The organism is Massilia sp. KIM, assembly GCF_002007115.1.
Taxonomy (GTDB): Bacteria; Pseudomonadota; Gammaproteobacteria; order Burkholderiales; family Burkholderiaceae_D; genus Telluria.
Map to the genome: position 1 here is coordinate 1,018,706 of NZ_MVAD01000001.1, position 23,467 is coordinate 1,042,172.

A 23,467-nucleotide genomic window follows, 5' to 3' on the forward strand; every position below is an offset into this window, starting at 1 on the left:
AGCGCAAGTTGCTTGATCCGGCGTGTTGCCATCATGGAAAAAAATCAGTAGCATGCCGATGGCTTGTGCAGCAATGCACGCCAATGGTAGAGGTCAGCGTGGCTTTCGATTTTTTCCGCAAAGTTTCCCAGGCACCGACGAACCCCAAGGCGACGGTGAAACCGCGCGAGTTCGACGTGGCGGACTTGTATCGCGGGCCGGTATCCGGCGCCGGCGAGCTTGATCCGGTCGACACCCGGCTCGACGAGAAGCTGCGGCAGGCCTACTTCTGGATCGTCAACAAGGCGATCATCAGTCCGCATTACGACATCGAGTACAACGACGGCCCCCCGCAACGCTATACCGTCGGCGACAGCAAGCGCGTGCTCACGCTGCCTTCCGGGCAGAGCTATTCCAGCTATGTGCTGCTGCCGCTGCTGACCTTCGCGACGCGTCGCAAATGCCTGTTCGTCGGCGGGCCGGGGCGCGGAAAGACCGCCAGCGCAATCCTGATGGGCGTGCTCGCCGGCGCCAGCGTGCGCGAGGTGCGGCGCGCAATGCAGCATGGGCACCCGCAGATGACGATTGCGGACCTGCTGGGCAACCCGCTCCCGTCGGACCTGATCAATGCGAAGGACATGACCGAGATCCGCATCGCGTGGCGCTCATGGCTGTCGATGCGGGTCAAGATCGTCGACGAGTACAACCGGATCCCCACCCGCACCCAGAGCGCGCTGCTGACCGTGATGGGCGATAACTATGCGGAAGTGCTCAACCAGGTCTTCGAGTGCCCGGAATCCGCGTGGTTCCTGACCGCCAACGACGAGCAGGGCGGCGGGACCTACCAGGTCATCGAGGCCTTGCGCGACCGGATCGACGTCATCGTCCAGGCGCTGGCCTTCAATCCGCGCTTCCTGGAGGAGCTGCTGGTGCGGATCGAGGAGGAGGTCCGCCCCGAAGAACTGGTCCCGCCCGAGCTGATCTTCACCGCCGACGAGATCGATGCGATGGGCAAGGAGATTCGCGCCGTCGAGATCCCGGAGGGCGTGAGACGCCGGATCGAGTTCTTCGCAAGCCAGTTCGAACTGGCCGAAACGGCTGGCGGGCAGTTCGAGTACATGACTAAGGATACCGCCCGCCTGTCGGGCCTTGCCTGGCACGAACTGGCGGCGGCCGACAATGGGCGTGACCGCATGAAGGACCTGGGATGCCAGACCGTCAACGGCCTGTCGGTGCGCAATCTGATGACGCTGCTGCTGTTCGCAAAGGCGCTGGCCTACTTCCGTGGGAACGTCCAGGTGGAGCTGGAAGACGTGCGCCAGGTATTGCCCTTCGTGCTGCACGACAAACTGCAGCCCGACTCGGACGCCCAGTTCTTCGCACTTCCCGAGCATGCCCACTATCGCAGCGACCGGGTGAGCTGGCTGCGTCACCTGTTCGACCTGGCGAATGACGAGTACCTGCGCCTGGACCTCGACCGCACGGACGCCGTCGGCGAGCTGGCGAAGCAGTTCGCCCTCGGGCTGGATGGAGTGGGCGAACGCGACACGCGTGCGCGACTGGCCCGCATCGAGAAGCTGATCGGTGAGCTGGTCCGGGGCCGCAAGCTGTATGGACACCTCTACGATGACCTGCTGAAGCTGAAGTACCTGCACCAGCGCTACACCAACTACCTCGCCTGGCTGCGCGCGCAATAGCGATGATTTCACGAGCATACGCCGATGTGCTGGCGGCAAACCGCGGCAGCTTCAATCAGCGCGTCCGGGAAGCGCAGCGAATCTTTCCCGCCTTCCGGACCGATGCTTTCCTGCAATTCCTGGAAGAGGCGGTCGACAGCGTTGCCGTCGCCGTCGAGCAGGTCGACCGTGCGCGCCTGCCGGCGACCGTGCTGGCCGCATACGAGGTGGGGCTGGAGCTGGCTGGCCGTTCGCTGGTCGGTCCATCCGCACGGACCCGGACCCTGGTCGAGGCCTGGCGCGGCCTGTTTCCATTCCTGGCGGGCCTGATCGCGGCGCAGCCGGCGCAGGTATTCGCGATGCTCAGCAACGCGATCGTTCACCTGGAAGGGATCCCCGGCGCAAGGATAGCCCAGTGGACCGAGGAACTGGCCGCGATCGCGCCACGCCTCCAATCGGTGGAGCAGCTGCGCGTCGCCGGGCAGGTTCTGGCCTGGCGCGCCGGCGCCGCGCACTTCCGCGCCGGCGCCTTCGCGTCCGCGGCAGCCTTGCCGGAAGACCTCGCGCTGCGGGCCTTCGGCGCCGTGGGCTGGAGCTCGTGGCAGGCGTTCATGTCCGATGCCGCGCATGATCCGTGGTGGGGCGGCAAGGACCGGTATGCGCTGCGGGAACGCCACGTGGGCGGCTTCACCGGTTTTGGCGGGCAGTTCGCCACGCCGCCGGAAGTGCGCCCCGCAGGCGAAAGCTTCTTCGTGAGGTCGGGCGACCGCCACTTCCTGCTCATCGCCGACGCCTACGGGGCCGTCCTGCACCCTGCAGGCGCCGAAGAATTCGCGCGCGCGGATTCGGCGCAGCGCCCTGTCGATCACAGGCTGGATGACGGCGTGCTGGTGCTGGGATGCCGGCGAATCGCGCTCGATGTGCCGGAGCAGGGTCTGGCGGTGTGCGCCACCGCCGCGACGATCGCCGTCACCTCGCCGTACACGCACGCGATCCGCCTGCTGGCCCGGAGCGAACGATGAGTCTTGACGCGCGTTCTCCGGGCGCCGAGGCGCTGATGCAGAGCTGGCGTGCCGCCTGGCCCCGTGCCCTCGATGCCTGGAGCCGCTACACGCGCCTGCACGATGCGCGTCTTTGCCGCAGTTCCCTCGAAGCGGCGCGGGAGGGCTTGAGCGGCAGCTTCGCCATGATCCGACTGCTCGACCAGACCGTGGTGATCGACCTGGAAGCGGTCGCCGCCCACGGCCTGCACGACCATGCCGTGGAAATCCTCGCGCACGAGATCGGACATCATGTCCTGGCGCCCGCCAACGCCACCGATCACCTGCGCATGCTGGCGCGGATGCGGCGCGCGTTGCCGACGATCGAGGCGCAGGCGCCGATGCTCGCCAACCTGTACACCGACCTGCTCATCAATGACCGTCTGCAGCGCCAGTCAGGGCTGCGCATGGCGGATATCTACCTCGCCCTGGAACGCGGGCGGCAGGGGCGGGCAGGGCAAGCGCCTGCGAGCGCGGTCTGGACGCTCTACATGCGCATGTATGAGCACCTGTGGAAGCTCGACAGAGGCTGCCTGGCAGGCCGCGCCATCACCGATGCGATCGATACCGACGCCTGGCTCGGCGCACGGCTGATCCGCTCGTACGCGAACGACTGGATGACCGGGGCTCCACGCTTTGCCACGTTGGTGCTGCCCTACCTGCTGGACGATGCGAGCGCGCTGGACGCGCTGTCCATGCTCCACGACACCGGGACTGCGGCGGCGGGATGCACCCCCGGCGCCGTGCACCAGATCGACCCGGACGAACTCGACCCCGTACCGCACCCGGTCCACGATCCGCGGGTCACCGGGGAGGATGCTGCGGCCCCGGCCCCCGGGCCAGGGCACCCGGCGCAGCCGGTCGGACAGGCCCGTGAACCCTTCGAGTATGGCGAGATCCTGAAGGCCGCCGGGATCGCCCTCGACGACCACGAGATCGCGGTGCGCTACTACCGCGAGCGCGCGTTGCCGCATCTGGTGCCATTGCGGGCGAAGGCCACGGCGCGCGAACTCGAACCGCAACCGGCAGGTGTCGAACCCTGGGAGCTCGGCCAGCCGCTCGAGGACATCGACTGGCTGCACAGCCTGGCCTTGAGCCCGCGGCCCGTGCCGGGCCTCACCACGGTCCGTCGCCAGTTCGAGCACGACGCCAGCCGCGAGCGCCAACCGGTGCCGGTCGATCTCGACATCTATGTCGACAGTTCCGGCTCGATGCCGAACCCGCAGCAGCGGGTGTCCTACCTGGCACTGGCCGGCGCCATCATCGCCCTGTCCGCCCTGCGGGCAGGCGCGGCGGTGCAGGCGACGCTATGGAGCGGCAAACGCCAGGTCCTGGGGACGAAGGGCTTCGTGAATCACGGCGACGACATCCTGCGTGTGCTGACCGGATTCTTCGGCGGCGCGACCTGCTTTCCCATCCACCGGCTGCGCGACACCTATCGGGAGGGGCTGGTCCTGCGCCGACCGGTGCATATCCTGATGATTTCGGACGATGGCATCACCACCATGTTCGGGCAGGATGAGCGGGGCAATAGCGGTTGGGACGTCGCTGCCCGGGCCTTGCGCATCGGCGCGGCGGGCGGCACGATGGCCCTGAACCTGCGCGAAGACTGGGCCTCTGCAGGGAATCCAAGCCGCGGTTCTCCGACGCGCGATTTGCTGCGCGCCAGGGACGAACAGGGCTGGGACATCCACGCGGTGGCCGACATGGCGCAACTGATCACGTTCGCGCGCGCCTTCAGCCGGCGTCACTATGGGCGCCCGGCGCCGCAAGCTGCAGCCGAACACGGAAAGCGATCATGAACCAGCCCGGACCGGACCTCGAAACGCTCACTCGCCGGCTGGCCGATACGCCGGTGGACTTCCTGGACGAGCCCCGCGTCGCGGCCAGCGGCCGGGTCGCGGTGCCGGCCCTCGTCAATGACCTGGCGCGCATGCATGGCGGTCGTGCCCAGCGCGAAGCGCTTGCCGGATTCGAAGGCCAGAGCGCACGCGGCGACAGGAACCGGCTCGCGGTGGCCATGATCGGCGCGTGGCTGCTGGCCGATCCGTGGTTCCTGGCGCAGCGCCTTGACGTGGCGGCGCTGGTGGAGACCCTTGCGCAGCTGTCGGCGGAACTGGCCGCCGTGACCCCTGCCCACCGTTTCGCATCGGATCCCGAGCGGCGCGAGGAGTTCGCGCGCGCGATGCTGGCCAGGCTCGGCTACAGCCCGGCCGGGGAAACCGATGCCCAGGCCACCGACCGCCTGGCGGCGATCAGTGCGAGCGAGCGGCGCCGCCTGCTGGAGGCCAGCAGGGCCGCGGAGCAGCGGGCACGCGAGATCCGCGAGGCCCTGGCCCGCAAGCTTGCCGAGGAATCCGCCGACAAGTGGACGCGCGAATGAAAGCGGCCAGCTGCGACGGCGATCCGCTTCACCGCGAACGCTTCCCCACGCTGACGCCCGACGGCCAGGGCATGCTGGACTTCATGCTCGGTCATCCGTGCGCGCCGGTGTACCGCAACAAGAGCGGTAACCGCCTGCTGGCGCACGAGGTCGAAGCGCTGCGCGCCTACGAAGGCGAAGTCGCGGCCGCCCCGGTGGGCTGGCTGCCGGGCAGGGCGCCGGCCTGGGTTCCGGGCTTCATCGAGGAGGTGTTCGCGCAGGTCCCGCATTACCGTGCGCTCGGTTCGCCGCCGCGCTCCCTGGAGGACGTGGCGCCTGTCGGTCGTGCCGATTTCGCGGCCGGCATCGCGCATTTCGTGCCGGACGACGTGCCGCTCGAGCGCATGATCCATTTCCGCACCACCGGCACCACCGGTCATCCCTTGCTCCTGCCGTCCCATCCTGTCGTGGCGGGGCGTTACGCGGCCTTCCACAAGCGCGCCCTGCGCCGTGCCGGCATCGCGCCCGCGCATGGGCGCGGACAAGTCGGCGTCGTCCTGCTTGGTTACCAGCGGCAGTGCTTCACCTATGTGTCGGTGACGCCGACCATGAACGAGGCGGGGCTGGCCAAACTGAATCTTCACCCTGACGACTGGCGCGATCCGGATGACCGCGCCCGCTACCTCGACGCACTGGCGCCGGAGATCGTCTCCGGCGACCCGATATCCTTCGCGGAATACCTCAAGCTGCCGGTAACCCACGCGCCGCGGGCCTTGATCTCGGTGGCCATGACTTTGCTGCCGGGCTTGCGCCAGCGTCTCGAGCAGCGCTTCGGCTGCCCCGTGCTGGACATCTATTCGCTCAACGAGGTGGGCCCTGTCGGGGTGTTCGACCCGGGTCTGGGCGGACACCTGCTGCTGCAGCCCAGGCTCTACGTCGAGATCCTGGACCACGCCGGACGACCTGTCCCGGCCGGTGCAAGAGGCGAGATTGCCGTCACCGGCGGCTTCAATTTCTGCCTGCCCCTGCTGCGCTACCGCACCGGCGATCATGCGTCGCTGGGGTTCTCTGACGAAGGTCCGGTGCTGCTCGGTTTGTCCGGACGCCGGCCGGTGCGCTATCTGGCGCGCGGCGCCTGGATCAACAACATCGACGTCACGCACGCGCTCCTGCCGTTCCCGATCTCCCATTTCAATGTGCACCAACGCGCGGACGCCAGCGTGGTGCTGCGCCTGGCGCCGGCTGCGATGGCGCATGCCGGCGCCGCCGTGACCGCGCTGGAGCGCCTGTTCGGCCCGCACAGCCTCACGGTAGAACCCTTGCATGCGGAGGGCAAGACCCTGCAGTACACGTCCGACCTGGAAGGAGCCCACTCGTGAGCCCGGACCAGGCCCTTGCTCCTGGCGCGTCGTCCAAGCCCTTCCGGCACGGGCTGGTGGTGGGGAAGTTCTGCCCGCTTCACCTGGGCCACATGCACCTGATCCGGAACGCGATCGCCGCCTGTGGCGAAGTGCTGGTCATCAGCTATACCAAACCCGAGTTCCCAGGCATGGGGCGGGCCACGCGAGAAGCGTGGCTGGGGCAACTCTTCCCCGAAGTGCGTGCGCTGGTGCTCGATGATGATGCGCTGGGCAGGCTGTGCGCCAGTCGCGGTCTTGCGCTCCGAAGGCTTCCCGACAATGACGACGATGCCGACGTGCACCGCGAGTTCACGTTCTGGCTGTGCTGGGCGGTCTGCGAAACGACCGTCGATGCCGTGTTCACGAGCGAGGACTATGGCCATGGTTTCGCCTCGGCGCTGTCGACCTACTTCAGCGCCGTTCAGCCTGGCTCGGCGCCGGTACGTCATGTCTGCGTCGATCTGTCGCGCACCACGGTGCCGATTTCGGGAACCCGCATCCGCGGGGACGTCCATCGTCATCGCAGCTTCCTGCACCCGGAGGTCTACGCCAGCTTCGTGCAGCGTATCTGCCTGCTGGGCGGCGAGTCCAGCGGCAAGTCGACCCTGGCCCAGGCGCTGGCGCAGCGCCTGGGCACTGTCTGCGTGCCGGAAGTCGGGCGGGAACGCTGGGAAGAACGGGGCGGTGCGCTCACTTACGCAGACATGCGCCTGATCGCCGAAGGCCAGGCGAGGCGCGAGGATCTCCTTGCACGGGAAGCCCGGCAGTGGCTCGTCTGCGACGGCAGCGCCCTGAGCACGGTGTTCTACAGCCTGGACGGGTTCGGCCGGGTCGATCCCGCCGTGCGCCGCCTGGCGCAGCGGCCGTACGCATGGACCTTCGTGTGCGCGCCGGACTTCCCTTTCGTCCAGGATGGCACCCGGCGCGACGCCGCATTCCGCCAGCGCCAGCACCATTGGTATTGCAGTGTGCTGCGGGCGCGCGGCCTGCCCTTCGTGGTGCTCGAGGGGCCGGTGACACAGCGCCTGGATGCAGTCTGCAAGATCCTGGGCTCGCCGGTAGGCGAAAGCAGCTGATGCAAGGAGTCGCGGCGCGACGTCCTGGCTTGCCGCAGGCCGTCTTCCGCGTTGCGGGCCGGCCGTCTAGCGATTCAGCCTGTTGAGCAGATGGCTGCGCAGCGCCCGCGCGCCATCCTCGTCCAGCGGCGCCAGCATCCGCCGCGCGGCGGGCGGAATATGCTCCGCCTCGGACCCGTCGCTCTCGAAGATGTAGTGCCGGAACAGCTCTTGCCAGGCGCGCCGCTGGGCCGGCGGCAGCTCGCGCAGGGTGAGCAGTCCCAGCATCAGTGCGCTGATCGGCGAGTCCATGTAGGCGGGCGTCGCGCGCCACCAGTAATTGACCAGGGCGTTGAAGGGCGCGAGCGCTTCGATGTGGTGCCACCACATGGAGGGGATGAAGATCGCGTCGCCCGGCTCCAGTTCGGCCACCTGCGCGCTTTCCATGGCCTGGGCAAAGCGCGGGAAGCGCTCCAGATCGGGTTTGGCGAAGTCCACCAGGCTGATCGCCTGTCCGGCAGGGTTGAAGTCGAGCGGTCCGATGTAGAGGTTGGACACCTGCTCCGGCGGGAACAGGGTGAAGCGGCGGCGGCCGGCTGCGACCACCGCGATATTGTCGGGCACGTCGTGGTGGGCGGCGATGCGCGAGCGGTTGCCGATCCAGATGCTCACCAGGGGCTGGCGCGCGCCCAGGTCGAGGTCGTTCTCCCCGCGAAAGCCCGGCAGGTAATGGTCGATCATGGTCGAGCCGACGTAGACCGAGGAAGGACGCGGGTCGTCCCTGTGCTTGTCCAGTTCCTCCAGCACCCGGTCGAGCGGGGCCTTGACGGTGGCGTAATTGAAGCCGCTCAGGTCCTCGTTGTAGAAGTAGCGTCCTTCGATCTCGGGCGCCCCCAGGAAGGCCAGCACCTGCTGGCCACGGTAGAAGCGGCGCAGGTAGTCGCCCGCTTCGCGCTGCGAGGCGCGCGCCGCTGCGACCATGGGCCAGCTGGAGGCCAGGCCGCGCAGCACCACCGGTTCGGTCGAGCCCATGAGCGCGTCGTCGAGCACGCCGGGCGCGAGGCCGTCGAGCTCGCGGATCGGCGCCGGTTCAGGCAGCCTGGCGGCCATCCCGGGCCTCGCGGCGCGCGATCAGCGCGCGGAACTGCGAGAGCGATGCCACCGCCATGTACATGGCCTCCAGGTGGCCGTCGCGGCTCAGGCGTTCGAGCACCGGGCCGGGCAGGGCGCGCAGGCGCTCCTCGTTGATCGTGTAAAAGCCCATCAGGCGGTGCTGCGCGCCGCTCTCGAGTTCGATGTCGGCGACGAAGGACTCGAGCAGCTCGTGCTCCACCAGGGCCGCCACGAAGGCCGGCATGGTCTGCAGGCCCTGGTGCAGGGTCAGCAGCACCGAATGGATGCGCTCCAGGTAGGGGCTGGTGCCGCCGTAGGGCAGGAACAGCGCCTCGCCTTCGGTGCGGCTCACGCGCGGGTGTTCGGGGTCGATGTGGACGTTCAGCTCGTCCCCGTGGCGGCCGATCAGGAAAGGCCGGCGCTCGACATTCAGCGGGATGTAGTGGGCGTCCCAGCCCTGCGGACCGAGGAACAGGTTCTCGCCGGTCTCGAAGCCGAACAGCGCCAGCGCTTCGTAGCCATCGGCGTCGTCGGTGCGGCGGAAGACGATGGGGTAGTGGGCCTGCACATGGCGGAACTCCTGCGGGAAGGTCAGGGTGAACATCAGGTCGTCGCCGTAGGCGGCGCCGCGCTCGGTGATCACGCGCAGGTCCTTGTGTTCCAGGTTATGCAGCAAAACGGATTGGCTCATGGTCTCCTCTGCTTTTGTTTTTTTCTGTGGTCTTGAAAGTTTCGCACACGCATAGCCATGCGTGTGAAAAAACAGGCCGTACGAAGACGGCCTGTCGGAAAAAGGCGGCTATGCGACACCGCCCGGCACCAGGAGTGCTACACCTCAGAACTTGTAACGTGCACCGACCATGTAGCGGCGTCCGCCGGTCGAGATCGACAGCACCTGCATTTCGGTGCGGCCGTGCACGCGCTGGGTCTCGTCGTTGACGTTGATCGCCTCGAGCGACAGGCTCAGGTTCTTGCTGACGTTGTAGCCGATCGAAATGTCCAGCTGGCCGTAGGGCTCGACATAGGTCGGGTTCGGACGGTTGTTGTTGTTCGTAGACGAGAGGAACTTGTCACGCCAGTTGTAGGCGGCGCGCACCGACCAGGTCGGGTTCTCGTAGATACCGACGAAGTTCGCCGAGTCTGACAGGCCGACCAGCGCGAACTGGTTGCCCACACCCAGGTTGTCGAAGGTCAGGTCCGACTTCACGTAGGTGTAGTTGGCCTGGAAGCCGAAACCGTTGGCGAACATGTGCTGCCAGTTCACCTCGGCGCCCTTCAGGGTCGCGCCCTGCGAGTTGACCAGGGTGGACACCTGGTAAGGCAGGGCCGGGTCGCCCGCGATGCCACGGATCGTGCCTTCCGCATTGCCCGCCGAGTTGATGCCGGTGCGGGTCACGCCTTCCTGACCGTTGAAGTTGTTCAGGATGTAGTTGCGGATGCAGGTACGGTCCGAGGACGCGCAGCCGGCAGCCAGCGCTGCGTTCCAGTACCTGCCGCCCACCGGGGTGGTGGCGGTCGGCGAACCTTCGGTGATGACGGTCGAGCCGGTGTAGTCTTCCAGTTTCTTGTGGAAGGCGCCCAGCGAGAACATGCTCTGCTTGTTGTAGTACCACTCGGCCGACAGGTCCAGGTTCTTCGACTTGACCGGTTCCAGCGCCGGGTTGCCGCGGCTGACCGTGGTGCCGGTGACGGTGGCGGTGGTGCCATAGGTGCTGCCGCCGGCGATCTGGTCATAGCGGGCGCGGCCGATCGACACGCCGTAGCTGGCGCGCAGCTTCAGGTCGGAACGCAGGTCCATGTCCCAGTCGAGGCTCGGCAGGAAGTTGTTGTACTTGCCGGTCAGGGTCTCGAACACCTGCGAGCCGAAGTCCACCGGCAGTTCGTTCGCCGAGATCCAGCGGATGCCGGTCGGGACCTTGGTCAGGCCGGTCGAGGCGACCCGGGTCTGCTCCCAGCGGAAGCCGATACCGGTGTGCATCGGCAGCGCGGTATCCCAGTCGGTGTTGAACTGGAAGTAGACCGACCGGGTCCGCTCGATGGTGGTGCGGTTGTAGGCCGGGTTGGCCAGGCTCGGGGTGTAGCCTGCCTGGTCGCCGGTGATCGCGATCGCCTGGTTGCGCACCGCTTCGAAGTCGAACGGGTTGATCTGGGTGAACAGGGCCGGATTGCCCGCGCCGCCCAGCTTGCCGAAGTAGTCGCGCAGGTCGGCCGGATGCCACAGGCTCTGGTCATAGGCGGCCGAGGTGTTCGGCACGGTGCCGGTCCAGGTGTCGCGCTGCACCTGCTGGAAGATCGAGAAGTTCTCGTTCTTGGTGAAGGCCGTGCCGAAGTTCAGGCCCGAGCGCTCGAACAGCTTCAGCTTGCCGCCCAGCTGGAGCTGGTCGAGCTTCATCTTGTTGCGGCCATCCTGGAACCAGGAGCCGGCGACCTGGTGCGGCGCGCGGTTGAAGTCGATGCCCGTGACCGACAGCACCGGCATCTCGTTGGTGAAGTCGGCGCGGGTGGTGCGGCGGCTGAAGCTGGCGGTGGCCAGGTCGTTGTTGATGCCGTAGGGGCTGTCCGACTTCGCTTCGGCGACCGAGTGGTGGGCGTCGACGGTCAGGGTCAGGTCGGGCGTGGCGCGCCACTGGGTGTTGAAGCCGATCGAGTTCAGGGTCGACTTGGTGGCCGAATCGCCGCCGTTCATCGACAAGTCCTGGTCGGTGTTGTGGCGCTCTTCGTAGTACAGCGGCGAAGCGATGCCGCTGCCGTTGCCGGTGAAGCTGGCGCCCTGGATGTCCACGTTGTGGCCGAACCAGGCCGACAGCTCGCTGTAGCGGTGCTCGATCTTGTTCTCGGCGTAGGTGTAGTCGAGGGTGGTGGTCAGGTCCTTGGTCGGGCGGAACTGGAAGGTCAGCTGGCCGTTGGTGCGCTTGCGCTGGTAGCCGTTCATCTTGTACGACAGATTCTGCGGCAGCTGGTACAGGGTGTCCCCGGTCGGCGGGTTCACGATGTTCGGGAAGTTCGGGTGGCCCGGCTGCGTCAGCGCGCCGTCGCCGGTCTGGCCGATGCGGTAGGGGCCCAGCCAGCCGTTGATGACGGCGGCCGTGTTGACGCCCATGTTGCGTTCCTGGTAGCTCGCGCTGGCGGACAGGCCGAACATGCCGTCGTTCCAGGTGGTGCTGTACAGGCCCGACAGTTCCGGGGTGTAGGAACGGCTGGCCTTTTGCTGCTGCGGCAGGTTGTCGTTCGAGCTGTCGTACATCACCTTGGCGCCGAAGCTTGACTGCTTGCCGAGGTCGAGCGGACGGCCGGTCATGACGTTCAGGGTGGCGCCGATGCCGCCCGGGGTAACGTCGGCGCGCACGCTCTTGTACACCTGGATCTGCGACACGGCTTCCGCCGCCAGGTTGCTGAAGTCGAAGGCGCGGCCGGACTGGTCGCCCAGGTTCGCGGTCGGCATCTGGCGGCCGTTGAGCAGCACCAGGTTCAGGTCCGGACCGACGCCGCGCACGGTCACCAGGGCGCCTTCGCCCCGGTTGCGGTCGATCGACACGCCGCTGATGCGCTGCAGCGCTTCGGCGAGGTTGGTGTCCGGGAATTTACCGATGTCGTCGGCCGCGATGCCGTCGACGAAGCCGTCCGAATTGCGCTTCAGGTTCAGCGTCGATTGCAGGGCGGCGCGGATGCCGGTCACGACGACGGTGTTGGTAGCGGCCGGCGCCAGCGGATTGCTGGCGCCCTCCGTGTTCGCCTCCTGCGCATGGGCCTGGGCGCCGACGGTGGCGCAGGCGCTGGCGACCGCCAGGGCGATCAGGCGATGCCGGGTGAGCGGGTGGAGTGAGTTTCCCTTCCGATTCTTGTGCAGCACAGTGTCTCCTTTCTTCTTCTACAAAATATGGCGCTGAGCCCTGATGGGAACGTGCCACTCGTGGTGGTGCCGCGGGGCACCTTGTATTGCAACTTTTTGTAGGGGGCTGGTCCGGGTGGCGGGGGATCTCTCGTCCCTTTCAGAAAATTCCACGCGGACTCACATTTACTGTAGATTAATCATCAATTTTTAATTAGTCAATTCATCGAACAAATTAATTCGCGTCGTGTCGCAGCGAGGCGCTGCCGAGGGAGCTGTCGGACTCGAGCGGCATTCTGGATCCGACATGGGCGCAAGTCATACTACCTGAAATCGATTTCATAAACAAATCAAAGACTTCCCGCCTAGGAGGACAATGATCAATGTGGAAAGACGCAGTTATAATTGCCCTTCTTCAATCGGCCACGCATGATCCGCAGCGGTTTGGCAAGCTCTGCTTGGTGTCGGAAAAAACACACACTCATCTCTACATTCGCGTATGCCAGTCACCGGTGACCACCAACTGCTGAAGCAACTCAACCGGATGGCGCTGGTGCGACAAGTGAGCACCCAGCCTGGTTTGTCGCGGGCGTCCCTGGCCGAAGTGCTGGGACTGACCAAGTCGACTGTCAGCATGCTGGTGCGCGAACTGATGGACGAAGGCTGGCTGGTCGAACGCGACCTGATCGCGACCGGCGACGTGGGCCGGCGCGCCACGCCCCTGCATCTCGATCCGGGACGCCTGGCCCTGCTCGGGGCCGAGATCGGCGTCGACGAAGTGCGCGTGGTCGCCACCAATCTGCTGGGCGAGGTGCTGGACATGCGCGTGCTTCCCTATGACGAGAGCCGCGATCCGGCGCATTGCATCGAGCTGGCGGCCGCCGGCCTGCTGCGCCTGGCGCGCCGGCTGGGAAGCGGCGCGGGCGGCGGCGGGGCGCGCCGGGTGCTGGGCATCGGCGTCGGCCTGCACGGCGGGGTCGACGAGATGCTCGGGGTGCTGCGCTACGCTCCCCACCTGGGCTGGCGCAACGTGGACGTCGACGAGCAGCTGCGCGCGCACTTCGCCGGCACCGCGCTCGAAGGGCTGCCGCTGTACATGCAGAACGAGGCGAACGTCGCGGCCCTGGCCGAATTCGAGTTCACCGGGCAGTCGGGCACCGATCCCCTGGTCTACCTGTCGATCGGCTATGGCGTGGGCGCCGGCGTCATCGTCGGCGACAACCTGCTGACCGGCCTGAACGGTTTCGCGGGCGAGGTCGGGCACGCCATCCTGCAGGAAAACGGCCCGGTGTGCTCGTGCGGACGGCGCGGCTGCGCCGATGCGCTGATCGGACTGGCCTCGCTGCCGGGCATGGAAAAGCCGAGCCGCGCGGCGCTCGAGCGGTTGGTCGAGCAGGTGGCGCAGGGCCAGCACGAGGCCTGCGCCGCGGTCGCGGCGGCCGGCGGCCAGCTCGGCGTCCTGCTGAACAATCTGTGGGTCGCCTTCGATCCGATGGCGATCGTCATCGGCGGGCCGGCCCTGCGCCTGGGCGACGCGCTGGTCGAGCCGGCTTGCCGGGTGCTGGCGGCCTATGCGGACGCGGCGATGCTGAGCGCGCCCGAGCTGCGCACCTCGCGCTTCGGCGCGGACGCGGTGGCCATCGGCGCCGCCGCGCTGGCGCGTCACCGCCTCACCCGGCCCCTCGACCTGCAGAGCATGGCGCGGCGCACCGACAAGGCGGGGCGCCACAAGCCCGCCTACTTCCTCCAGTAAGCCGGAAACTCCGCATGGCGCTCCGTTCCTGCCTCGCCCTGCTGGTCTTCGCCGCCGGGATGGCGAACGCCGCGGAGCGCTTCGACATCGCCATCACCGTCGACGACCTGACCGCCCACGGACCCCTGCCGCAGGGGATGAGCTGGACGGGCGTCGCGCAATCCACCCTGGCCAGCCTGAAGCGCCACGGTGTGCCGGAAGCCTATGGTTTCGTCAACGCCGCGCTCATCGCCCGGCATCCGGGCAGCGGGCAGGTCCTGGCGCGCTGGCGCGAGGCCGGCTACCCGCTGGGCAACCACACCTACAGCCACATGAACATCAATGCGGCGCCCTCGCTGCAGGCCTGGCTGGACGACGTGAAGGCCGGCGAGCCGGCGGTCGCGGCGCGCATGCAGGACGGCGACTGGCGCTACCTGCGCTTTCCCTACCTGGCGGCGGGCGAGGACCGCGCGCGCCGCGAGGGCGCGCTGGCCTGGCTGCGGGCGCGCGGCTACCGGATCGCCGAGGTCACGCTCAGCTTCAACGACTGGGCCTACAGCGAGGCCTATGGGCGCTGCCTGGCCAGCGGCGACCAGGCCGCGATCGCGGCGATGCGCACGCGCTACCTGCGCGAGGTGGACCAGGAGATCGCGCGCGTCAAGGCCTTGTCGCAGCGTGTCTACGGCCGCATGATCCCGCAGGTGCTGCTGACCCACATGGGCGCCTTCGGCGCCTTGACCCTGCCGGAAGTGCTGGCCAGGCTGGACGCCGCCGGCGCGCGCTACGTCGGCCTGGCCCAGGTCCAGTCCGACCCGGCCTACCGCGAGGCCGGCGGCGCGCCGGGGCAGGGGACCCTGATCGAGCGCCATGCGCGCGCCGCCGGGATCCCGCTCGCGGGCCTGCCGCAAGCGGCCTCGCTGGACGGCATCGACGCGCTATGCCGGCCCGACCCTGCTGGGGCCGGGCCGGCGCAGCCATGACGGTCGCGGGCGCCGGCCGCCAGGTTCAGGCGCGGCGCACCGGCATGCCGCGCAGCGAGGCGGCGATCGCCTCGCGCATCGGCTTGGCGCGCAACTGGGCGTCGTAGGGCGCCGGGCGTTGCGGCAGGCCGTCCGGGCGTTTCGCCTCAGCCCAGTATTGCAGCCAGTTCAGGTGGTCGGCCATGCCCCACAGGAGGAAGTCGCGGCAGGTCGGATAGCTCAGGGTCAGGTCGAGATAGTCGCGCGCCAGCGCCGCGGTGGCCCCGTCGCGCTTGGCGACATCGGCGGGAAGTCCCCTGTCGTTGACGTCGAACTCGGTGATCAGGAGTTCGTAGCCCATGCCCGTGACCTCGTCGAGGAAGTCGCGCCAGGCCCGTTCCACCGCCTTGCCCTCGGATCCCGACATGGCGTCCTTGATGCCCACATGGCTTTGCAGGCCCAGCGCATCGACCGGGGCGCCGCGCGCCTTCAGGTCGGCAAGCAGCTTGAGCACGCCCTTGCGGTGGGCGGCGTTGTCCAGGGCCGGCCCCATGTAGTCGTTGTACACCAGCTGGGCATGTGGCGCGTATTCGCGCGCCAGGCGGAAGGCGAGATCGATCTGCTCCAGGCCGCCCATGCGCTGGCTGAACACGTTCTGCACCAGGCTGCCGTCGGCGGGCGTCACCGCTTCGTTGACCACGTCGTAGCTGATCACGTCCTTGCCGAAATGGCCGCAGACGGTCTTGATGTGCTCGCGCAGGATCCCTTCCGCGTGGCTTACCGGCTTGCCCGCCAGATCGAGCTCGTTCACCCAGGCGGGCAGCCACTTTGGCGCCTGCCAGACCAGGGTATGGCCGCGCACCAGCATGCCCTCCTTGCGCGCCCAGGCGAACATCTCGTCGGCGGCGGCGAAGCGGTAGGGCCCCGGTTGGGGCGCCAGGGCCTGCCACTTGGTCTCGTTCTCGGCGACGATCATGTTGCACTCGCGCGCCATCAGCTGGCGGTAGGCCGGGTCCTGGAACACCTTGTGGGCCGCGCCCTGGGGCGGCATGCCCATGGCGTTCCCGAAGCGCATGCCCTTGATCCGGGCCAGGTCCTTCAGGGCGGTGCCGGTGTCGGCGGCCGGCGCCGGCGCCGCCAGCATGGCGCCGGCCGCGGCGCCGAGCAGTTTGAGGGTGTCGCGTCGGGTCGTCATGCTCCCTTGTCTCCTGGTCTGGTCGCCGGCAGGTTCAAGCCTGTTCCTGGCGGTAGGGCGAGATGGTGAGGATCTTGCCGTCCTCGTCGTAATGCAGCTCGGTCACCTTCACCGAGCGCAGGTGGGTGACGCCGCCGGACAAGCTGCTGTCGTGATAGAACAGATAGGTCCGGCCTTCGAATTCGCAGATCGAATGGTGGGTGGTCCAGCCGATCACCGGGGTCATGATCTGCCCCTGATAGGTGAAGGGGCCGTAGGGGTTGTCGCCGGTCGCGTAGCACAGCAGGTGGGTGTCGCCGGTCGAGTACGAGAAATAATAGGTGTCGCCGCGCTTGTGCATCCACGAGGCTTCGAAGAAGCGGCGTTCGTTGTCGCCCGCCAGCAGGTCCTTGCCGTCGGCGTCGAGGATGCGCACGGCGCGCGGCGCTTCGGCGAATTCCAGCAGGTCCGGAGTCAAGCGCGCCACCCGGGGCTGCAGCGCAGCCTCATGGGCCGCCGGCTCCTGGTTGTCCTCCGCATAGACGTTGTCGCGGTACTTCTGGAGCTGCCCGCCCCAGATGCCGCCGAAATAGAGGTAGTACTCGCCGCCGTCCTCGAACACGGCCGGGTCGATCGAGTAGCTGCCGGCGATCGCCTGCGGCTGGGGCGTGAAGGGGCCGGCCGGATGCTCGCCCACCGCGACCCCGATCTGGAAGATGCCGTCGGCGCGCTTGGCCGGGAAGTAGAGGCAGTACTTGCCGTCCTTGCTGGCGCAGTCGGGCGCCCACATCTGGCGCTCGGCCCAGGGCACGTCGCGCACGTGCAGCGCCACTCCGTGGTCGACGGCCTCCGCGCCCGGGTGCGCCATCGACACCACGTGGTAGTCCTCCATCGCGAAATGGTCGCCGTTGTCGTTGAAGGGGACGCCCGCCTCGATGTCGTGGGACGGATAGATGTAGATCCTGCCCTCGAACACGTGGGCCGAGGGATCGGCGATGTAGATGTGCTCGAGCAGGGGTTGCGAAATGGCGAGCGCCTGCAGGGCCTGCACTTGCTCCTTGTTGATGATCTCGGACATGAGTGTGGATAGGGTCTGGGTTGATCGTGGATGCGGTGGCTCAGTGGGCCGCCACCGAACGGCGGGCGCCGAGCTCGCGCTCGATCTGCAGTTCGGTGGACTTGCGGATGTCGTACAGGACCAGGCTGCACACGCCCAGCAGGAAGGGCAGGCCGGCATAGACGCTGATCGACATGCGGATGCCGTCGGCCACCGCGGGCGCCTGGACCGCCTGGGCGGCGTCGTAGCCGAAGGAGGACAGGAGGGCGGCCACCAGCGCGCCGCCGATGCTCAGGCCGGCCTTCAGGCCGAAGATCATGGCCGAGAACAGCAGGGCGGTGGCGCGGCGGTTGTTCTTCCATTCCGAGTAGTCGGCGACGTCGGCGATCATGGCCCACAGCAGCGGAATCGTGATGCCGTAGAAGAAGCCGTGGAAGAACTGGGCGCCGAAGACCAGGCCGATCGAGGTCGGCGCGAACCAGTAGAAGGCCAGCATGAACAGGGTCGAGACCAGCAGGGCGGCGCCGAACACGTCGCGCTTGCCGAAGCGGTCGGCCAGGGGCTTGGAGAAGCCGATACCGACGATCATCATCACGATGCCGACCCCGTTGAACAGGCTGAAGGCGGAGGTGGCGGCGTCTTCCGGCCAGTGGAACTTGGTCAGCCCCATGCCGGTCAGCGTGGCGTTGACGCCGTCGATGAAGGCGACGAAGCCGGTGTCGCGAAGAAAACCCGCCAAGGCCGCCTGGTCCAGGTAGACCCGGAAATAATAGATGTACATGCCGCCCTTGAGGGCCAGGGTAATGAACACCAGGATGGTCAGGGTCAGCATCACCAGCCAGGGCCGGTTGCCGATCAGGTCGGCGAGATCCTGGCGGATGCTGGAGCGCTGGCCCGGGCTCGGGACCACCCGCTCCCTGGTGGTGAAGAAGGTGATCAGGAAGCAGATGGTGCCGGCCACGGCGAAGATCATCATGGTGTTCTCGAAGCCCGCCACCTTGTCGCCGCCGCCGAGGATCAGCACCAGCGGCAGCAGCAGCACCTGGATGATCAGCTGGGCCACCAGCACCGCGACGAAACGGTAGGACGACAGGCTGTTACGCTCGGACATGCTGCCGGTCAGGACGCCGCTCAGGGCCGAGTAGGGCAGGTTGTTGGCCGAGTACACCAGCATCAAGAGGATGTAGGTCAGCAGGGCGTAGATGTACTTGCCGCGCTCTCCGAGATCGGGCGTGCTGAAGGCCAGGATCGCCACCAGTCCGAAGGGCACCGAGGTCCACAGGATCCAGGGGCGGAACTTGCCCCATCGGGTCGAGGTGCGGTCGGCGATGATGCCCATCACCGGGTTGAAGCAGGCGCCCACCAGGCCGCCGACGAAGATGATGCCGGCCGCCGCGTCCGGCGCGATCTGGTAGACGTCGGTGTAGAAGAACGCGATGAAGGTGAGCAGGGTTTGGAAGATCAGGTTGGCGGCAAGGTCGCCAAGCGAGTAGCCGATTTTTTCGAGTGTCCCCAGCGTCGGCAACGCCTTAGTTGTTGTTGTCATGTGCAGCCATTCTCATTCTATGTGTTAAGCGGCGCAGGACCGTTGCCGGGGCAGCGGACCGGCGCACCCGCGACGGCCATGTTACTGTTAGACGATGCGCCAATTCTTCAAGAAGAGATAGCGCAATCATCGCGTCGATTCTGGAGCAAGACCCCGTCAACGTCAATCGATTTTGTTGACATCGCGGCCACGTTCTCCTTGCTGGCGCGGGAAGCCGTGCCGGCAGGGCGCTGATAAAGGCTGCATACTCTCCGCGCTGCCGGAACGCGCCTGACAATGCGTTTCTAGGCTAAGATGATTGCGCTAACTATAACGCTGCGCCAGCCGTCGCCGCCCCCGGCCACGGCAGGGCCGCCTGACGGAGACATCACGTGAATTTTTTCCATCGAGCTTACCTGGCGGTCCTGTGCGTCGCCCTGTTCGGCCTGAGCGCTTGCGCGACCTCGCCATCGCGGGAGCCGGCAGCCGGCCAGCACTGGGTTGCGAGCTGGGGAACGTCCCCGCAAGCCCTGGGCCAGCCCGAGTCCCTGCCGGCCACCCTGTGGCGCGACGGCACCGTGCGCCAGATCGTGCGGCTGTCGCTGGGCGGCTCCCGGGTCCGGGTCCGCGTCAGCAACGTCTACGGCACCCAGATGATGGTCCTGGGCGAAGCCAGCATCGGCCGCGCGCTGCGGGCTGGCTCTTCCGAGGTGGTGGCGGGCTCGCTGCAGCCGCTGCGCTTCAATGGTCAGGCCGCGGTGCGGATCCCGGCCGGCGGCGAATACCTGAGCGACCCGGTCGAGATGCCGGTGGCGGCCGGCCAGGACCTGGCCGTCACGCTGCACCTGTCCGGCGATCCCGGGCAGCAGACCGGCCACGCCGGCGCGCGCACCCACAGCTTCCTGGCGCCGGGCCGGCAGACCAATGCGCCCAGCCTGGACGGCGCCCAGGCGGTGACGCGCTGGTACGCGCTGGCCGGGGTCGAGGTCAGCGCCGACTCGCCCGCGCGGGCCCTGGTGGTGGCCGGCGATTCGATCACCGACGGCTACGGCGCCACCACCGACGGCAACAACCGCTGGACCGACTACCTGGCGCGGCGCATCGCGCGGGAGCGCAAGCAGCCGCTCGCCGTGATCAATGCCGGCATCGGCGGCGGGCGTTTGCTGCGCGATGGCCTCGGCAGCAACCTGGCCAGCCGCTTCGAGCGCGACGTCCTGGGACGCGCTGGCGTGAGCCACGCGATCGTCTTCATCGGCGTCAACGACATCGGCGTGCTGCGCCGCGCCAAGGAAGACACGCCGGAAGCCCTGGCGGCCATGCTGGACGACTTCAAGCAGGCCCACCTGCAGATGATCGCCCGCGCCCACGCCAGAGGGGTATGCGTGATCGGCGCCACCATCACGCCCTTCATGGGGAGCGGCTACTACCAGCCGGCGGCCGCCAACGAAGCGCTGCGCCAGGCCGTCAACGACTGGGTGAGGCGGTCCGGCGCCTTCGACGGCGTGCTCGATTTCGACCGGGCGCTGCGCGATCCGCAGCAGCCGTCCTACCTGAGCAAGACCTATGACAGCGGCGACGGCCTGCATCCCTCCCATGCGGGCTACGCGGCCCTGGCCGAGGCGGTGCCGCTGGAGAGCCTGGAGCGCTGCGCCTACTCCAGGCGCGTGGGGTCGACGCAGTAGGGACGCTCGCGGTAGTCGAAATAGTCGAAGTCCGCATGCAGGCCGGCGCCCGACATGTCCTGGCAGGCCATGCCGACGAAGGCGCCGGTGAAATTGGGCTGGCCGGGGGCGCTGGCTTCGTCCGACAGGATGCTGGCGTCGAATTGCTGCGCCAGCCATTGCCAGGGGCCGCCGTCCAGGCGGTAGGCGAACAGCAGGCGTTCCTCGTCGACTTCCACCCGCAGTTCCAGCGGCACGCCGGCGGGCAGGGCCAGCGGCGCGCTGAAGCTGTCGGCCTGCACGTGGTTGGGCAGGCTGCTCATCACCCGCAGGTGCTTGCCCAGGACCTCGTCGTGCGAGACGTAGAGGTAATGGAACTTGGCCGCGCCGTAGTAGCAGACCAGGCCCGCCTGTTGCTGGAAATGCTCGGGTTCGAAGTCGAGCAGGGTGCGCGCGCCGTAGCAGTGCGCCTGCTGGCGGCGCGCCACCAGGGCCTGGCGGAACTGGCTGCCCAGGCTTTCGCGGCCGTACAGGCGCAGGTAGCCGGGCCTGGCCGTGAGGCTGAACAGCTCTTCCGGCCAGGGGGTGCGCAGCCACTGGAAGTCGATCGGCAGTTCCGGGGCGTCGAAATCGGCGCGCGCGGGAGCCTCCTCGAAGCGGTGTTCCGGCAGGCCCGGCGCGGGCGCCTGCGACTGCGCCGTGCCCTGGGCGTCGAGGGTGCGCAGCCAGCCGTCATCGCCCCAGACGACCGGCTGGATCGCGGTCTCGCGTCCCAGCGTGCAGGCGCCGCGGTTGCGCAGCGGCCGCCCGCACAGGTAGGCCATGTAGGTCTGGCCGTCCTGGGTTTCGACCAGGTCGGCGTGGCCGGCGCGCTGCAGTGCAACGTCCGGGCGGTGGCGCGAGCTGAGGATGGTCCGGTCGGGGTGCAGCTCGTAGGGGCCGAGCAGGGAGCCTGACCGGGCCATGGTCACGCCGTGGTTCCAGCCGGTGCCGCCCTCGGCGGTGAGCAGATAATAGTAGCCGCCGCGCTTGTACAGGTGCGGCGCTTCGGTCAGGCCGTGCTCGGTGCCTGCGAAGATGTTGTGGCGGCTCCCGACCAGGCGCCGTTCCTCCACCGAATACTCCTGCAGCACGATGCCGGCGAAGCGCTTGCCGCCCGGACGGTGATCCCAGAGCTGGTTCAGCAGGTACTTGCGGCCGTCCTCGTCATGGAAGAGCGAAGGGTCGAATCCGCTGCTGTTGAGGTAGACCGGATCCGACCAGGGACCCTCGATGCTGCTGCTGGTGACCAGGTAGTTGTGGAAGTCGCGCAGGGACGCGCTGCCGCCGGCCGCGCCGGTGGAGGTGCGGCCGTAGCGCTTGACGTCGGTGTAGATCAGCCAGAACAGCCCGTCCGCGTGGGTGAGGCAGGGCGCCCAGACGCCGCAGGAATCGGGCGCCCCGAGCAGGTTGAGCTGGCTGGCGCGCGAGAGCGGCCTGCCCAGCAGGCGCCAGTGGACCAGGTCGCGCGAGTGGTGGATCTGGACCCCAGGATACCACTCGAAGGTGGAGGTGGCGATGTAGTAGTCATCGCCCACCCGCAGGATGGACGGGTCCGGGTTGAAGCCGCGCAGGATGGGGTTCTGGATCATGGGTCTTGGCTAGGACGGGTTGAGGTGGTTCGGGTTCGCGCACCAGGCACCACAGCAGGACGGCGGCGACCAGGTCGAGCACGGCCAGGCTGACGAAGAAGGGCGTGTAGCCGACGCTGGCCATCAGGCCGCCGATCAGCAGCGAGAAGATCAGCAGGCCCAGGTTGCCGAAGGTGCCGCACATGCCGGCCACGGTGGCCACTTCGTTGCGCCGGAACAGGTCGGAGGACATGGTGATGACGGTGACCGACAGGGTCTGGTGCGCGAAGCCGGCCAGGCTGAGGAGGGCGATCGCGGTGTACGGGCTCTCGACGTAGCCGACGAAGGCCACGCCCATCATCATGCAGGCGCCGAGCGTGAAGGCGCCGCGCCGCGCATTGATCAGGCGTACGCCGCGCTTTTGCAGGAACAGCACCACCAACGGCCCGAACAGGCAGCCCAGGTCGGCCGCGAGGAAGGGCAGCCAGGCGAACATGGCGATCTGCTTGAGGTCGAAGTTGCGCACCGTGGTCAGGTAGAGGGGCACCCAGAATGCCAGCGTGCCCCAGGCCGGGTCGGCCAGGAAGCGCGGCAGGGCGATGCCCCAGAAATTGCGCAGCTTGAGGATGCTGAGGATCGAGGGCCGCGCGCCGTCGCCCTCCAGGTGGCGCTCCTGGCCGGCGGCGATGTGCTGGGCCTCGGCGGCCGACAGGCGGCGGTGGCGCGCCGGGGCGTCGTAGAGCAGGAGCCAGAGCGCCACCCACACCAGGCCGAGCGCGCCCGTGATCACGAAGGCCGATTGCCAGTTGTAGTGCAGGATGGCCCACACCACCAGCGGCGGCGCCAGCATCGAGCCGAAGGAGGCGCCGATGTTGAAGACGCCGCCCGCCATGCCGCGCTCCTTGGCCGGGAACCATTCGGACACCGCCTTCATGCCGGCCGGATTGGCCGAGCCTTCGGCCAGCCCGAGCAGGCCGCGCAGGACGGCCAGGGTCTGCCAGTTGGTCGCCATGCCGTGCAACATGCAGATCACCGACCAGGCGGCCGCGAAGATCGCGAAGCCGGCCTTCAGGCCGATCACGTCCAGCACGTAGCCGCACAGGGGCTGGAGCATGATCGCGCCCTGGAAGGCGGCCGTGATGTACGAATATTCCTTGGTGCTGATGTCGAGGTCGGCGAGCACGGTGGGCGCCGCCACGGCCAGCGAGCTGCGGGTCAGGTAGTTGATGACCGCCCCCAGCATGATCAGGATGATCATCCACCAGCGCAGTCCCTTGATCGTCTTGCGCAGCATG

The 23,467-nt window shown here is 67.8% G+C and carries 17 protein-coding genes; 9 read left to right on the forward strand and 8 right to left on the reverse strand.

Features of this window, described 5'->3' with window-relative positions:
* Positions 1–155: 155 nt before the first annotated feature.
* From B0920_RS04510 to B0920_RS04535, 6 genes are read left to right on the forward strand one after another with little or no spacing between them, the layout of a single operon-like run.
* Positions 156–1,676 (forward strand): AAA family ATPase, encoded by a 1,521-nt coding sequence (locus tag B0920_RS04510; protein WP_229455166.1) that lies wholly within the window; start codon positions 156–158, stop codon positions 1,674–1,676.
* Positions 1,677–1,678: 2 nt separating this feature from the next.
* Positions 1,679–2,677 carry a hypothetical protein gene (locus tag B0920_RS04515; protein WP_078031365.1) on the forward strand — a complete coding sequence of 333 codons (999 nt, stop codon included), beginning with the start codon at positions 1,679–1,681 and terminating at the stop codon, positions 2,675–2,677.
* The gene (locus tag B0920_RS04520) at positions 2,674–4,497 is read left to right on the forward strand and encodes a hypothetical protein (RefSeq protein WP_078031366.1); all 1,824 of its coding nucleotides are present in this window, start codon (positions 2,674–2,676) and stop codon (positions 4,495–4,497) included. Before B0920_RS04515 ends, B0920_RS04520 begins: the two co-directional genes overlap by 4 nt.
* The gene (locus tag B0920_RS04525; protein WP_229455169.1) at positions 4,494–5,078 is read left to right on the forward strand and encodes a hypothetical protein; all 585 of its coding nucleotides are present in this window, start codon (positions 4,494–4,496) and stop codon (positions 5,076–5,078) included. Before B0920_RS04520 ends, B0920_RS04525 begins: the two co-directional genes overlap by 4 nt.
* Positions 5,075–6,436: an AMP-binding protein gene (locus tag B0920_RS04530; protein WP_078031367.1), complete on the forward strand. Its 1,362-nt coding sequence runs from the start codon at positions 5,075–5,077 to the stop codon at positions 6,434–6,436. The genes B0920_RS04525 and B0920_RS04530 overlap by 4 nt, the downstream gene beginning before the upstream one ends.
* Positions 6,433–7,533, forward strand: coding sequence for an AAA family ATPase (locus B0920_RS04535; protein ID WP_229455171.1), 1,101 nt, complete (start codon positions 6,433–6,435; stop codon positions 7,531–7,533). The genes B0920_RS04530 and B0920_RS04535 overlap by 4 nt, the downstream gene beginning before the upstream one ends.
* A 66-nt stretch (positions 7,534–7,599) precedes the next feature.
* On the opposite strand, the gene B0920_RS04540 is transcribed toward B0920_RS04535, so the two are convergent.
* The 3 genes from B0920_RS04540 to B0920_RS04550 form a co-directional block, all read right to left on the reverse strand.
* A complete protein-coding gene (locus B0920_RS04540) occupies positions 7,600–8,622 on the reverse strand; it encodes a cupin-like domain-containing protein (protein WP_143745642.1) in 1,023 nt (340 codons plus the stop codon).
* Positions 8,603–9,316: a SapC family protein gene (locus B0920_RS04545; RefSeq protein WP_078031368.1), complete on the reverse strand. Its 714-nt coding sequence runs from the start codon at positions 9,314–9,316 to the stop codon at positions 8,603–8,605. The genes B0920_RS04540 and B0920_RS04545 overlap by 20 nt, the downstream gene beginning before the upstream one ends.
* Positions 9,317–9,460: 144 nt before the next feature.
* Positions 9,461–12,475 carry a TonB-dependent receptor gene (locus B0920_RS04550; protein ID WP_229455173.1) on the reverse strand — a complete coding sequence of 1,005 codons (3,015 nt, stop codon included), beginning with the start codon at positions 12,473–12,475 and terminating at the stop codon, positions 9,461–9,463.
* A gap of 478 nt (positions 12,476–12,953) precedes the next feature.
* Here B0920_RS04550 and B0920_RS04555 point away from each other — a divergent pair, with 478 nt between their 5' ends.
* Both B0920_RS04555 and B0920_RS04560 read left to right on the forward strand, forming a co-directional pair.
* Positions 12,954–14,207, forward strand: a complete 1,254-nt coding sequence (locus B0920_RS04555) for an ROK family transcriptional regulator (protein WP_078031369.1) — start codon at positions 12,954–12,956, stop codon at positions 14,205–14,207.
* Positions 14,208–14,221: 14 nt separating this feature from the next.
* Positions 14,222–15,166: a polysaccharide deacetylase family protein gene (locus B0920_RS04560; protein WP_078031370.1), complete on the forward strand. Its 945-nt coding sequence runs from the start codon at positions 14,222–14,224 to the stop codon at positions 15,164–15,166.
* Between the two features lie 25 nt (positions 15,167–15,191).
* Here the strand turns inward: B0920_RS04560 and B0920_RS04565 are convergent, their stop codons facing one another.
* Genes B0920_RS04565 through B0920_RS04575 form a run of 3 tightly spaced genes read right to left on the reverse strand, consistent with a single transcriptional unit; the run spans position 15,192 to position 18,922 of the window.
* Positions 15,192–16,340, reverse strand: coding sequence for an endo-1,4-beta-xylanase (locus B0920_RS04565; protein WP_078031371.1), 1,149 nt, complete (start codon positions 16,338–16,340; stop codon positions 15,192–15,194).
* Between the two features lie 34 nt (positions 16,341–16,374).
* Positions 16,375–17,397, reverse strand: a complete 1,023-nt coding sequence (locus B0920_RS04570) for a glycoside hydrolase family 43 protein (protein ID WP_078031372.1) — start codon at positions 17,395–17,397, stop codon at positions 16,375–16,377.
* Positions 17,398–17,437: 40 nt separating this feature from the next.
* Positions 17,438–18,922, reverse strand: coding sequence for an MFS transporter (locus tag B0920_RS04575; protein ID WP_078031373.1), 1,485 nt, complete (start codon positions 18,920–18,922; stop codon positions 17,438–17,440).
* A 371-nt stretch (positions 18,923–19,293) separates the two neighbouring features.
* Between B0920_RS04575 and B0920_RS04580 the strand changes: the two genes are divergently transcribed.
* A complete protein-coding gene (locus B0920_RS04580; protein WP_078031374.1) occupies positions 19,294–20,583 on the forward strand; it encodes an SGNH/GDSL hydrolase family protein in 1,290 nt (429 codons plus the stop codon).
* Here the strand turns inward: B0920_RS04580 and B0920_RS04585 are convergent.
* Entirely contained in the window at positions 20,553–22,193 is a 1,641-nt protein-coding gene (locus B0920_RS04585; RefSeq protein WP_078031375.1) for a glycoside hydrolase family 43 protein, read from the reverse strand. The two genes, B0920_RS04580 and B0920_RS04585, sit on opposite strands and share 31 nt — an antisense overlap.
* Positions 22,129–23,466, reverse strand: a complete 1,338-nt coding sequence (locus B0920_RS04590; protein ID WP_078031376.1) for an MFS transporter — start codon at positions 23,464–23,466, stop codon at positions 22,129–22,131. The genes B0920_RS04585 and B0920_RS04590 overlap by 65 nt, the downstream gene beginning before the upstream one ends.
* Between the last annotated feature and the right edge of the window lies 1 nt (position 23,467).

Bases quoted from the DNA above. Each gene is read 5' to 3' on its own strand.
- B0920_RS04515 (WP_078031365.1), top strand. From the start codon at position 1,679: ATGATTTCACGAGCATACGCCGATGTGCTGGCGGCAAACCGCGGCAGC.
- B0920_RS04520 (WP_078031366.1), top strand. From the start codon at position 2,674: ATGAGTCTTGACGCGCGTTCTCCGGGCGCCGAGGCGCTGATGCAGAGC.
- B0920_RS04525 (WP_229455169.1), top strand. From the start codon at position 4,494: ATGAACCAGCCCGGACCGGACCTCGAAACGCTCACTCGCCGGCTGGCC.
- B0920_RS04530 (WP_078031367.1), top strand. From the start codon at position 5,075: ATGAAAGCGGCCAGCTGCGACGGCGATCCGCTTCACCGCGAACGCTTC.
- B0920_RS04540 (WP_143745642.1), bottom strand. From the start codon at position 8,622: ATGGCCGCCAGGCTGCCTGAACCGGCGCCGATCCGCGAGCTCGACGGC.
- B0920_RS04545 (WP_078031368.1), bottom strand. From the start codon at position 9,316: ATGAGCCAATCCGTTTTGCTGCATAACCTGGAACACAAGGACCTGCGC.
- B0920_RS04555 (WP_078031369.1), top strand. From the start codon at position 12,954: ATGCCAGTCACCGGTGACCACCAACTGCTGAAGCAACTCAACCGGATG.
- B0920_RS04560 (WP_078031370.1), top strand. From the start codon at position 14,222: ATGGCGCTCCGTTCCTGCCTCGCCCTGCTGGTCTTCGCCGCCGGGATG.
- B0920_RS04565 (WP_078031371.1), bottom strand. From the start codon at position 16,340: ATGACGACCCGACGCGACACCCTCAAACTGCTCGGCGCCGCGGCCGGC.
- B0920_RS04570 (WP_078031372.1), bottom strand. From the start codon at position 17,397: ATGTCCGAGATCATCAACAAGGAGCAAGTGCAGGCCCTGCAGGCGCTC.
- B0920_RS04575 (WP_078031373.1), bottom strand. From the start codon at position 18,922: ATGACAACAACAACTAAGGCGTTGCCGACGCTGGGGACACTCGAAAAA.
- B0920_RS04585 (WP_078031375.1), bottom strand. From the start codon at position 22,193: ATGATCCAGAACCCCATCCTGCGCGGCTTCAACCCGGACCCGTCCATC.
- B0920_RS04590 (WP_078031376.1), bottom strand. From the start codon at position 23,466: ATGCTGCGCAAGACGATCAAGGGACTGCGCTGGTGGATGATCATCCTG.